General features: G+C 69.7%; 9 protein-coding genes. 5 read left to right on the plus strand and 4 right to left on the minus strand.

The genetic code is table 11. From position 1 onward, the window contains the following. Window positions 1-90: 90 nt before the first annotated feature. Window positions 91-1083, plus strand: coding sequence for an alpha/beta fold hydrolase (locus tag DIE06_RS32690; RefSeq protein WP_124664975.1), 993 nt, complete (start codon window positions 91-93; stop codon window positions 1081-1083). Here DIE06_RS32690 and DIE06_RS32695 read toward each other — a convergent pair. From DIE06_RS32695 to DIE06_RS39265, 4 genes are all read right to left on the minus strand, one after another. Continuing rightward, complete coding sequence (locus DIE06_RS32695) at window positions 1068-3368, minus strand: TonB-dependent receptor (RefSeq protein ID WP_124664976.1); 2301 nt, start codon at window positions 3366-3368, stop codon at window positions 1068-1070. The genes DIE06_RS32690 and DIE06_RS32695 overlap by 16 nt on opposite strands. Window positions 3369-3456: 88 nt before the next feature. Next, window positions 3457-3885, minus strand: coding sequence for a biopolymer transporter ExbD (locus DIE06_RS32700; RefSeq protein WP_124664977.1), 429 nt, complete (start codon window positions 3883-3885; stop codon window positions 3457-3459). Continuing rightward, window positions 3882-4601, minus strand: coding sequence for a MotA/TolQ/ExbB proton channel family protein (locus DIE06_RS32705; RefSeq protein WP_124664978.1), 720 nt, complete (start codon window positions 4599-4601; stop codon window positions 3882-3884). The genes DIE06_RS32700 and DIE06_RS32705 overlap by 4 nt, the downstream gene beginning before the upstream one ends. Next, window positions 4594-5493 (minus strand): energy transducer TonB, encoded by a 900-nt coding sequence (locus DIE06_RS39265; protein WP_260433851.1) that lies wholly within the window; start codon window positions 5491-5493, stop codon window positions 4594-4596. The genes DIE06_RS32705 and DIE06_RS39265 overlap by 8 nt, the downstream gene beginning before the upstream one ends. Before the next feature lie 650 nt (window positions 5494-6143). Between DIE06_RS39265 and DIE06_RS32715 the strand changes: the two genes are divergently transcribed. The 4 genes from DIE06_RS32715 (at window position 6144) to DIE06_RS32730 (ending at window position 11481) form a co-directional block, all read left to right on the plus strand. After that, on the plus strand, window positions 6144-7871 hold the full coding sequence (locus DIE06_RS32715; protein WP_124664979.1) for a methanol/ethanol family PQQ-dependent dehydrogenase: 1728 nt from the start codon (window positions 6144-6146) through the stop codon (window positions 7869-7871). An 82-nt stretch (window positions 7872-7953) separates the two neighbouring features. Beyond that, the gene (locus DIE06_RS32720; RefSeq protein ID WP_124664980.1) at window positions 7954-9213 is read left to right on the plus strand and encodes a c-type cytochrome; all 1260 of its coding nucleotides are present in this window, start codon (window positions 7954-7956) and stop codon (window positions 9211-9213) included. 74 nt (window positions 9214-9287) lie between these two features. Next, complete coding sequence (locus tag DIE06_RS32725; protein WP_124664981.1) at window positions 9288-9602, plus strand: high-potential iron-sulfur protein; 315 nt, start codon at window positions 9288-9290, stop codon at window positions 9600-9602. A 16-nt stretch (window positions 9603-9618) separates the two neighbouring features. Next, entirely contained in the window at window positions 9619-11481 is a 1863-nt protein-coding gene (locus DIE06_RS32730) for a sigma-70 family RNA polymerase sigma factor (protein WP_124664985.1), read from the plus strand. Window positions 11482-11890: the final 409 nt, after the last annotated feature.

Below are 11890 nucleotides of genomic sequence, written 5' to 3' on the forward strand. Positions count from 1 at the left end.
CGATTCTGGCTTTGACGTGGATCAAGCCCCGGTCCGTTCGTGATTTCCGCGGCTCCCGGCCGTTACCCCGCTCCCGAAACCTTCGACGACATGACGCACCGACTGCTCCGCTCCGCCTCCGTCCCCCGGTCCACCCTGTCCCGCGACGCATGCCGGATCGCGTGGACGGAAGCCGGCAATCCGCTCGGCCAGCCCGTCGTCGTGCTGCACGGCGGACCCGGCAGCGGCAGCCGGCCGGCGGTGCTGCGCCTGTTCGACCTGACGCGCACGCGCGTCGTGCTGGTCGACCAGCGCGGCGCGGGCGCATCGACGCCGCGCGGCGGCCTGCGTCACAACAACACGATGCGGCTGATCGGCGATCTCGACGCGCTGCGTGTACAGCTCGGCATCGCACGCTGGGGCGTCGTCGGCGGGTCGTGGGGCGCGGCGCTCGCGCTCGCCTACGCGGGGCAGCATCCGTCGCGCGTCACCGGCGTCGTGCTGCGCGGCTTGTTCCTCACGTCGTCGCGCGAAGTGCGCGGCCTGTTCGTCGGCGCACGCGCACGGGCGCCGCGGGCCTGGCAGCGCCTGACGGCCGCCGCCGGCACCGCGCGCGCCGATCGCCTGATCGCCTGCTGCGCGCGGCGCCTCCAGCCGGGCGCCGGCGCGGCACGGCAGCGCGCGGTCGCGCTCGCGTGGACCGCGTATGAAGACGCGATCCTCACCGGTCGGCCGGCGCGCGGCATGCGGCCGACACAACCGGCCGTCGACCGGCTGATCGACAAATACCGGATCCAGGCGCACTACCTGCAACGCAATTGCTGGCTCGGCGAGCGCCGGTTGCTGGCGCTGGCCCGACAGGCCGCGCAAGCCGGCGTGCCGCTGCATGCCGTGCACGGCACGCGCGACCGCGTGTGCCCGGTCGACAACGTGGATCGACTCGCGCGCGCGGTGCCGGCCGCCATCGTCGAGCGCGTGCCGGCCGGGCATCTCACGAGCGACGATGCGCTCGCACGTGGCGTCGCGCGCGCGGTGCGCGAGATGCTGACCGTCACGGCAGACGCGCCACCGCCCGCAGGGTCGCCCGCTCAGTCCCACGCATAGCGCGCACCGATCCACGCGCCGCGCGGTGCGCCCGGCCCGACGAACTGCTCGTTGACGGGGTTGAGACCGTCGAACGAATGATTCGGACCGTTGAAGAAGTTCCGGCCGATCATCCCGAAGCTCGCGTCGCGCTTGTCGAGCAGGTTGGTGACCGACGCGAACAGTTGCAGGTGCTTCGTGACCTGCCAGGTCGTGTCGAGGTCGATCAGGAAATAGCCGGGCACCTTGCCGTTCACGTCCTGGTTGTTCTCGTCGCCGCGCGCGAACACACCGCTGCGATACGTGATGTTGGTGCCGACGTTCCATTTCGGCGTCGCCGCATAGTCGAGCCGCAGTTTCACGGTGCTCGACGGAATCCCGGGAATGCGGTCGCCGGCGTGGACGACGATGTTGCCGTGCGCATCGGCGCTCGAATTGCTCGCGCTGCTTTCGGTCCATGTCGAGCGATAAGTGGCGTCGACATAGCTGTAGCTGATGCCGATCCCGACCAGCCCCAGCCGTGTATGGCCCGCGAGTTCGAAGCCTTGCCGGCGCGTCTTGCCGACGTTCTGGAAATAGCCGAGCGTGCTCGCGCCGCCGTTGCTGCTGATGAACTGGATGTCGTCGTCGAGCGTCGTGTCGTAGACGGCCGCACTCCACGTCGTCGCGTGGCCCACCCGGCCGCGCGCGCCCAGCTCGATCGTCTTCGCGATCACCGGCTTCAGCGCCGGATCGGCGAGAAAGTCGTTCGGCAACGAGCACGGTGCGGCCGGATCGGCGCACGCGAGCTCGATCGCGGTCGGCGAGCGCATCCCCTCGTTGTACGTCGCATAGGCGGTGAAGCCCGGTACCGGATTCCACGTGACGCCGACGGCCGGGTTGAACCGCGAGAACCTATGACGCGCGGTGAGCAACGGCTGCTGGCCGCTCACGTCCTCGATCGCCGCCCGCGACGCGTTGTAGCGCCCGGCCAGCGTCAGCGACCATTGCCGCGTGAGCGCCAGCGTGTCGTCGAAATAGACGCCGTAGTTCGCGTTGCGCGTCTTCGCGCGCGTCTTCTGCGTGAAGTCGCCGATACCGATCGTCGCGCGCGTATCCGTGAACATCGCATCCTGTGACGACTGATCGAAAGTCGAGTTCGCGAGGTCGGCGGACGCGCCCACGACGAACTGATTCTCCATGCCGGCCAGCTTGCCGAGCAGCGTCAGCTGCAGGTTCGCGCCATAGCTGTCGGTCGTGATCACCGAGCGGTCGTTGGTCGCCTGCACGGTGTCGGGGGCGCCGCTGGCGTCGACGCTGCCGAAATCGTCGTTCACGTTGCTGCTGATGTTGGTGTTGCGGTAGTGCCGGTAATAGACGCTGCCGCTGAGCTGCACGTGATCGTTGAACGAATGGTCGCCCGACACGGTGACGTATGCGGCGCTGTTGCGATTCAGGTCCGGATAGGTATAGGCCTGTGCACGATTGTCGAGAAACGAGCGCGGAATCGTCTGCGAGCCTTGCAGCGCATTGTCCGCGCCGCCGGCCGAGATCGACAGCGTCGTATCGGCGTCCGTGTAGCGCAGCTTGCCGAACCCCTGCCGCACGCGGCTGCCGTTGTGATCGGCCCAGCCGTTGTCGTTCGCTACGTTGCCCGTCACGTAATAGTCGAGGTGGCTGCCGATGCGTCCGCCCTGCTCGATCTGCGCGGTCTTGCGCCCCCACGTGCCGACCGATACCTGCGCGGCGCCGCCCGGGCTCGTCTTGCCGTTCTTCGTCGTGATCGCGAGCGCGCCGCCCAGCGTGTTGAGCCCGTAGGTCGGATTCGAACCGGGGATCAGCTGCATCGTGTCGATCGCCGCCTGCGGGATGAGATCCCAGTTCACGACGTCGCCGAACGGCTCGTTGACGCGCACGCCGTCGACGAACACCGACAGCCCCTGCGGCGTGCCGACGACCGGCGACGCCGTGAAGCCGCGGTAGTTCACGTCCGTCTGGTACGGGTTGCCCTGTGCGTCGCTGATGTCGATGCTCGACACGTTCTTCTCGAAGTAATCCGTCAACACGCTATCGTGCTGTCGCGCCATGTCCTCGCCGCGAATCGTCTGGACGTTGGCCGGCACGCGCGACAGCGGCGTGCCGATCCCGAGCAGCGGCGTCGTGCCGACGACGACGATCGGTGCGAGCGTCGGCGCCTCGACGTTGGCGGCCGGTTCGCCCTGCGCCGACGCCGGCGTCAGCCAGCCGCCGAGCATGCCGCCGACGCACAGCGCGGCGCCCGCGCGTCGGGCGACGAAGCGGCGCCTCGCCCCTTCTGTTTCCTTCATCCCCAGGTCTCCTCTTTTTTGTCTCGGCACTGTCATATCGTTGTACATGGCGATTCATGGACTGCCATCACCGCTGACGGCGATCGCTTCATGGCGCCGACCCGGCATCGCCGTCCGCCGTCGCGATCGCGACATGCGCGACACGCGCGCGTCCGATCGACGCGATGACGCCGGCCACGGTACCGAACGATTCGTTGCGGTCCGCGTGCAGGCTGACGCTCGTCCGCGGGTCGTGCGCAACGCGGCGTGCCAGCACGGCTTCGACCTCGCCCGGCGTCGCGGGTGCACCGTCGACATGGACCGCGCCGTGCGCGTCGACGGTCACGATGACGGTCGATGCACGCGTGTCGCGCGCCGGCGCGGCGGCCTTCGGCAGGTCGACGCGGATCGCGTGCGTCATCAGCGGCGCGGCGACCATGAAAATCACCAGCAACACGAGGACGACATCCACGAGCGGCGTCACGTTGATCTCGCCGAGCGGCTCGCCCGCGTCGGCTTCACGGTCATCCGTCTTCATACGGCCGCCCGGCGCACGCCGCCCGCATTGCTTGCCGCCGATAGCGCGGCATGCACCGGCGCGTCGATCCGGAACCGCCGCTGTTCGGCCAGCGCGATCAGGTCCTGCCCGAACTCGTCGAGCCCGGCCGTCACGGTCTTGAGACGCCGCAGGAACAGGTTGTACGCCAGCACCGCCGGAATCGCGACGCCGATGCCGATGCCGGTCGCGACCAGCGCCTGGCCGATCGGCCCGGCGATCGCATCGATGCCGTTCGTGGGCGACGCCGTCATCGCCTGCAACGTGTGGACGATGCCGAACACGGTGCCGAACAGCCCGACGAACGGCGCGACGTTCGCGATCGAAGCGAGCGCGGTGAGGCCGCGCTCGAGCGGCCGCTGCTCGCGCCGGATCGCGCGCGCCAGCGTGCGTTCGAGCAGCTCGCGGCGATCCCACGCGACCAGCGTGGCCGGTGCGCCCGGCTCGGGCGCCTCGAGGTCGCGCAACGCGACACATACGGCGCGCTGCAGCCGCGCGTTCAGGCTGGCGGCCGCCTCATCGTCCGTCGGCATCGACAGTGCCGCGCGATCGCCGCGGCGCGCGGCAAAGCGGCGGTTGCCGAGCGCGACGCGCGCGTACAGCAACGCCTTGGCGACGATCAGCGTCCAGGTGAGCGCCGACAGCATCGCGAGGAGCGCGAACGCACCGACGACGGCGTAGTGAATGTAATCAGCCATGACGGATTCCCTGGTTTCCGAGTTTGAACACGACCGGCACCCTGACCCAGCCGTCGATCGATTCCGTGCCGCGTTTCGCCGGCACGAAGCGCCAGTCCGTGACCGCCGCGACGGCCGCGTCGTCGAGCGCGTCGTGTCCGCTGCTTGCCGACAGCAGGACTTGGTCGGGCCGGCCGTTCGCGAGCACATGCACGTTCAGGAACGTGGTGCCCTCCCAGCCGCGCCGCTGCGCGACGTCCGGGTAATCGGGCGCGGGGTTGCGCAGGTAGGCCGCCGCGAGGCGCGGCGCGGTGACGGGTTCGGGTGCGGTTGACGATGGCGTGACCGGCGTCGCACGCGCGGGCAGCGTCGCGGTATCGGCCGATGCGTGTGCAGCGGCCGGCGGTGCGGGTTCCTGTACCGGCACGGTTCGCTGACCTTCCCCGTCCGGTTGCGCCACGGCGGCTGCGGCTGCGGGCTTGCGCGAAGGACTTGCATGGTCGACCGGACGAGGCGTGGTCACACCCGGCCGAATCTCTCGATGCATGGCCGTTTCGCGGTTCGAATGCGAAGGCCGATGCACGGCCGGAATCGGTGTCGCGACATCCGTACGGCGCTGTACGTAGTGTTCGGCAACCCGCGCGGACTCGCTCGTGTCCACTTCGACGGATAGCGGACGGGGCGGCGTCAGACGCACATCGGGCACCCGTGCATGCCACAGCGCGACCACGATGGCCGCATGGATGGCGAATACCGCCAGCGCGACGGCGTGCAGCGGTTCGCGTGTGCGCGCGGCGTGCGACATCTCGATCGTCTCCGCATGCGGGCCGACAGGCGCGATGCCGTACGCGAGCGCGACCACGCGGCGGCGGTCGGACCTGCGGCGGGCATCGGACGAAATCAGGACAGGCATGGCGGCTTCTCGCTGCGCGGAGACGTTGCCCCTTCGAACGGCAAGAAGCATGCCGATGCGTGCAACGCCCGGCCGGCCGCCGATCGAAGTCGCCACGCATCGATACGCGACCGCACATCTGTTGCAGTTCGTGCCACCCCTGTTGCACCTGTGTCAATTTGGATCACCAGCACGGTGTTCATGCCGTCATGTGCGTGATCGCCGCTCGGATCGATCGCGCCGCCGAAGGCACGCCGTCCGTCGCATGCGTCTGTCGTATCGGGCAGCAGCGCGATCGATTCACTCCGTCGTCGACGATCGCCTTCCGTCCGCCACACGTTCATCCATACAGGCACGCACTCGCATATGGCCGCCGCGATGCGTCGTGCGCCGCGTATCGCGTGCGCGATACGCCGACTGCGCACGGCACTGTCATGTTTCGCAACACTCCGGCCGCGGCTGTCCCCGAACGCAACACACGCGGATCACCCGCGCCGCGCCGCTCGCGTCGCCCCGGCACGCGCAATCCGCCGCTCCGCCTTGCGCGGCAACGCGCGCGCCGCAATGGCATGCGATTTGCGTGACTGGCTGCGCACTGGACCCGGATCCCCACCCTGCCGGCCCGGCCATGTGTTGGCCGCGGTGCGACCACAATGACTCAGGAGACAACCATGAAAAAACTCTCGGCTTCGACGAGCCGACTGGCAACGATCGGGATCGCGGCGGCGGCCGCGATCGCCTTGAATCCCGGCCTGGTGGACGCTGCCGCGGACTATCCGGCCGTCACGTACCAGCGGCTCACGGATGCGCAACGCGATCCGGGCTGGCTCACCTACTACCGCACGTACAACGGCCAGGCGCATTCGCCGCTCAAGCAGATCGACGCGTCGAACGTGAAGCAGCTCACGCAGGCGTGGAGCTACAAGTTTCCGGCCGAGCTGAAGCAGGGTTTCGAGGCCACGCCGATCGTCAACGGCCGCTACCTGTTCGTGACCACGCCGAAGGACAACGTGTACGCGTTCGACGCGGCCACCGGCGCGCAGCTGTGGAAATACGAGCCGAAGCTCGGGGCGGAATCGTTCAAGACGGCCTGCTGCGACGTCGTGAACCGCGGCGTCGCGCTGTACGGCAAGAACGTCTACGTCGCGATGCTGAGCGGCGAGGTGGCCGCGCTCGATGCGCAGACCGGCGCACTCGTGTGGAAGAAGCAGATGTTCGAACCGGGGCTCGGCTACGCGTTCTCGCTCGCCCCGCTCGCGCTCGACGGCGCGATCGTGGTCGGCAGCTCGGGCGGCGAATACGGCGCGCGCGGCTTCATCGCGGCGCTCAGCCCGAACGACGGCTCGCTGCTGTGGAAACGCTTCACGATCCCCGGCCAGGGCGAGAAGCACGCCGATACCTGGCCCGACGGCATGCAGGCACACGGCGGCGCACCGGCCTGGCTGACCGGCACCTACGACGCGGCGACGCGCACGCTGTACTGGGGCGTCGGCAACCCGGGGCCGTGGCTCGCGGACCTGCGTCCGGGCGACAATCTGTACTCCGACTCGCTGCTCGCGCTGGATCCGAAGAACGGCGACCTCAAGTGGCACTACCAGTACACCAAGCACGACACCTGGGACTATGACGGCGTCAACACGCCGGTGCTCGCGACGATCAAGTACAAGGGCAAGGAACACGACGCGATCATCCACGCGGACCGCAACGGCTACTTCCACGCAATCGATCGCGACAGCGGCAAGCTGATCTATGCGGAGCCGTTCGTGAAGGCGACGTCGGTCACCGGCTACACGGAAGACGGCGCACCGATCCAGGATCCCGCGAAGTATCCGAAGGTCGGCACGACGATCGACACGTGCCCGAGCTTCCTCGGCGGCAAGAACTGGTGGTCGGTGTCGTACGACCCCGAGCGCCATCTCGCGATCGTGCCGGCGCTGCATGCGTGCATGAGCCTGTCCGGCAAGTCGGTCAACTACATGGAAGGGCTGCCGTATCTCGGCGAAGGCTTCGAGATCAAGCCCGAACCCGGCAGCGAAGGCTACGGCGAACTGCAGGCGATCGACGTGAACACCGGCAAGAAGGTGTGGAGCCACTGGAGCAAGCTGCCGTGGAACGGCGGCGTCGCGACGACCGCGAGCGGTCTCGCGTTCAGCGGCTCGCTCGACGGTCACCTGTACGCGTTCGACGTGTCGACCGGCAAGGTGCTGTGGGAGAGCCCGAAGCTCGCGAGCGGGATCATCGCGCAGCCGTCGGTGTTTGAAGTCGACGGCAAGGAGTACGTAGCAGTACTCGCCGGCTACGGCGGCGCGAACCCGATCTGGGGCGGCCCGATGGCCAAGGCGGCGGACGACGTGCCGCGCGGCGGCACGCTGTACGTGTTCGCACTCGACCGCGGCTGATCGCGTTCCGGTCACCCGCATTGCGCCCGCGCCGCCGGCGCGGGCGCCGCTCCCCTTCTCCTTTTCAACCGGGCGAACGATCATGAACATCCGACTTTCCCGCCTCGCCGCGGCCTGTGCGCTCGCGGCAGGCACGGCGCTGACCCCGGCGCTCTCCACGGCCGCGACGCCAGTGCGCGTCTGCTCGCTGCCCGGTACGCCGACGGCCGCGCTCGACAAGGCCGTCGCACGCGAGGTGTTCCGCACGGCCGGCATCGCCGCGACCTTCTCCGCACACGACGCGGGCGGCAGCGACGACGACGGCGTGTCCGCGCACGAGCTCGCCGGCATCCTTGAACGCGATTGCGATGTGCTCGCCGGCTTCCCGCGTTCGGCCATCGCCGACGCATCCGATACGAAGCTGCTGTTCTCGCAGGGCTACCTGCGCTCGGGCTACGTGAGCGTCACGCGCCGCGACGCCGGCACGCCGACGACCGACCGGGAAATCGTCGCGGCCACTTACGCGAGCCCCGCGCAACTGATCGCGGTCCAGCAGAAGAACGCGCGCTTCGATCTCGAGAACACGTCCGAACAAACGGTCGACGCGGTCGCACGCGGCCGCGCGCATCGCGCGATCGTCTGGTATCCCGCGGTCATCGCGTACCAGGCCGCGCATCCGAAACAGGCGTTCCGCATCGGCGCGACCTCGTCGCCGTATGCGGAGTGGCAGCTCACGTTTGCGTTCGCGCCGCGCTCGGCCGCGCTGCAGCAGCGTATCGACGCGGCCCTCACGCAGATGAAGAACAACGGCCGGCTCGCCGCGCTGACCCGCAAGTGGACGCTGCCCGGCGGCGCGCTCGAAGCGCACGATTCGCGCGCCACACCGCGCTTCCTCGACGGGGCGATGGCGGCCGCCGGCCCGTCGCGCGCCGGCCTGCTGCGCGCACGCGGCGTACCGGCCGGCGGCGGCTTCATGCGGGTTTCCGGGAACACCGGCGATGCCGCGCCGACATTCGATGCGGCCCAGGTCGAACATGGCAAGACGCTGTACGGCAATGCGTGCGCCAAGTGCCACGGCGCCAACCTCGAAGGCGACACCGCGCCCGCGCTGAGCGGTCCGTCGTTCGCGCCACTGTCGCATTCGCACCTGACGATCGGCGGCGTGTTCGGCTACATGGCGACCAACATGCCCGCGGACCAGCCCGGCAAGCTGAAGGACGACGACTATGCGGACCTGATGGCGTTCCTGCTCGCATCGAACGGCTATGCCGCGAGCAAGGACAAGCTGACCGCCGATACGGCGCGCGCATCGGCCGCGCCGCTCATCGTCGGCCCCGCGGGGCACAAGGAAGCCAGCCAGTAACCCGGCTTGCGGCCCGGCCGCGCATGCCGGGCCCCACGCCTGCACGATTTCTTCTTTACCAGGAAACGACAGTGATGCACACCACGACTCGCAGAACCTTCATCGTCCGGACCATCGGACTGTGCGCGGCGCTGGCCGCGGCGCGCCCCGCGCTGGCAGCGCCGCCGCTCGTCGACGAGAACGACGCCGCGGCCAAGGCGCTCGGCTATCGCGCCCGCGCGTCGAGCGTCGATACCGCGCAGTTCCCGAAATACCAGCCCGGCCAGCGTTGCTCGAACTGCCGCTTCTACAAGGGCGAAGCGGCGGATGCCGCCGGCACGTGTGCGATGTTCGCCGGCAAGTCGGTTGCCGCGGACGGCTGGTGCAACGTGTATGCCAGGCGCGCGTGACGCGTCGCGCGACGAGATGCCGGCGCGGTCCGCACCGCGGCACGCGTCGGCGTCCGTCGCCGGCCACGACGACGACGCGCCGCAATCCTCAGCCGCCCATCTCCCCGCGCTGATTTCGACCGGGCTCGCACGCGGCTTCGTCACGCGCGGCGACATCATCGACGCGCTGCCCGACGACGATGCGGGCGACAGCGGCATCGATGCGGCCGCCGCGGTGCTCGCCGAACTCGGCATCGCGGTGTGCGACAGCGCCGACACCGCGAGCGACTGGACGCTCGACCGCTACTTCCGGCCCGCGCCGCCCATGCGTGCATGGGTCGACGGTGCCGGCACGCTCACCGCGGCCGACCTGCTCGCCCCGCGCACGACCGACCCGGTCCGGCTGTACCTGCGCGAGATGGGCACGACGCCGCTCCTCACGCGCGACGAGGAATTCGCGTACGCGCAGCGCATCGAGCGCGGCCGCGCGGCGTCGGTCGCGGTGTTGTGCGGCGATCCCGATGCGCTCGACGCGCTGGTGTCGGTCCGCGCCGAGATCGCCGAACGCCGGACCGCCGCATCGACCTACGTGATCTTTCTCGCCGACGGCCCGCGCGACGATCCACCGGCCGATCACGCCGACGCGGACGCCCCGCCCGCCTCCCCCAGCGACCCCGCGCGCGACAACGCGACGCCACCGGAGGATTCGGCCTGGCGCGACGCCGTCGTGGCGCGGCTCGCGCGCATCGACGCACTCGCGGACGGCATGCGCGCGGCGCTGGTGTCCGGCGGCACCGCTTCCGCCGCGTATCGCGCGCAAGTACGCGACGCCGCGGCGCTGCTCGGCACGCTGTGCCTGTCCGCCCGCGCCCTCGAGCGGATGAGCGAACCGTTGCGCAGCCGCGCCCGCCGGCATCGCGCGCTGCGCGGCCGGCTGGCGCGGATGCTGGCCGACGTGGGCATCCCGCCGTCGTTCGCGCAGTCGACCGGCGACGATCACACCGGCTGGCTCGCGTCATGCATTGCCGCGCATCCGGCCAGCGGGCCGACGCTGACGCGGCGCGCGGCCGAGTTCGTCGACGCACGCGCCGCGATCGTGCGCGGCGCTCTTGCGTCGGAACTGCCACCCGCCGCGACCGCGTCGCTCGATGCACGGCTCGGTGCGATCGAACGCGCGATGCAGCCGGCGAGGACGGGACTGTTCGACGCGAACCTCCGGCTCGTCGTGTCGATCGCGAAGCGCTATCCCGATCGCGGCCTGCCGTTCGCCGACCTGATCCAGGAAGGCAACATCGGCCTGTTGAAGGCCATCGAGCGCTACGACTACCGGCGCGGCTTCCGGTTCTCGACCTACGCGACCTGGTGGATCCGGCAGGCGATCACGCACGCGCTCGCCGACCTCGGCCGCACGATCCGCGTGCCGACGCATACGGTCGACGCGCTGAACAAGCTGACGCGGCTCGCACGCGAGCATCGGCAACGCGCGGGCACGAGCGCGACGCCGGCCGAACTGGCCGTCCACATGGGCGAGCCGGTCGACAAGGTGCGCGACCTGATGGCGATCGTGAAGGAACCGGTGTCGGCGGACTTGCCGGTCTCGCCAGAAGGCGACATGACGTTCGCCGACATCGCGCCGGACCTGTCGCCGTCGCCCGAAGAGGCCGCCGGCGCCGCCCAGTTGCGCAATACGATCGCCGCCGCGATCGACCGGCTGCCGCCACGCGAGGCGATGGTCCTGCGGCTGCGCTACGGGCTGCACTCGGACGAAGGCTGCTCGCTGCGCGACATCGGCCGCCAGTTGAACCTGTCCGCGGAACGCGTGCGGCAGATCGAGGCGTCGGCACTCGCGCGCCTGCGTGCGTCCGACGCGCTCGACGTGCTCCGGTCGTTCATCGCCTAGCACGGCGTCCGGGCCGCGGCGCGCATGCCGCGCATCGTGCGCCGTGTTGACGCCTGCAACACCCGCTGCTGCATTTCGACGCAACACGCAGGCTGACAGGAACGCCGGGCGGCCGATCGCTCAATGCTCCGTAGTGCATATCGAATGCGCCGAGCCGCACGGCAACGTGCACACACACCGCTCCGGCCCGATACCCGCACGATTGGCATGCAAGTTGCGTTTCGACAGTCAGGCCACACCCTACGATTCCCATGGAGACCATCTTGACCGCCCTCGTATCGATCCTTCAGGAGCGCCGCATCTTCGAGCCGCCGGCCGACACGCGCGAGCGCGCGACCATTTCCGGCATGCCGGCCTACCAGGCGCTGGCCGCCGAGGCCGAGCAGGATTACGAAGGCTTCTGGGGGCG

It is taken from the genome of Burkholderia sp. Bp8998 (genome assembly GCF_003854235.1).
Classification (GTDB): domain Bacteria; phylum Pseudomonadota; class Gammaproteobacteria; order Burkholderiales; family Burkholderiaceae; genus Burkholderia.

Coding starts and splice junctions, on each gene's coding strand:
- DIE06_RS32720 (WP_124664980.1), top strand. CDS start 7,954: ATGAACATCCGACTTTCCCGCCTCGCCGCGGCCTGTGCGCTCGCGGCA.
- DIE06_RS32715 (WP_124664979.1), top strand. CDS start 6,144: ATGAAAAAACTCTCGGCTTCGACGAGCCGACTGGCAACGATCGGGATC.
- DIE06_RS32725 (WP_124664981.1), top strand. CDS start 9,288: ATGCACACCACGACTCGCAGAACCTTCATCGTCCGGACCATCGGACTG.
- DIE06_RS32690 (WP_124664975.1), top strand. CDS start 91: ATGACGCACCGACTGCTCCGCTCCGCCTCCGTCCCCCGGTCCACCCTG.
- DIE06_RS32705 (WP_124664978.1), bottom strand. CDS start 4,601: ATGGCTGATTACATTCACTACGCCGTCGTCGGTGCGTTCGCGCTCCTC.
- DIE06_RS32730 (WP_124664985.1), top strand. CDS start 9,619: ATGCCGGCGCGGTCCGCACCGCGGCACGCGTCGGCGTCCGTCGCCGGC.
- DIE06_RS39265 (WP_260433851.1), bottom strand. CDS start 5,493: ATGCCTGTCCTGATTTCGTCCGATGCCCGCCGCAGGTCCGACCGCCGC.
- DIE06_RS32695 (WP_124664976.1), bottom strand. CDS start 3,368: ATGAAGGAAACAGAAGGGGCGAGGCGCCGCTTCGTCGCCCGACGCGCG.
- DIE06_RS32700 (WP_124664977.1), bottom strand. CDS start 3,885: ATGAAGACGGATGACCGTGAAGCCGACGCGGGCGAGCCGCTCGGCGAG.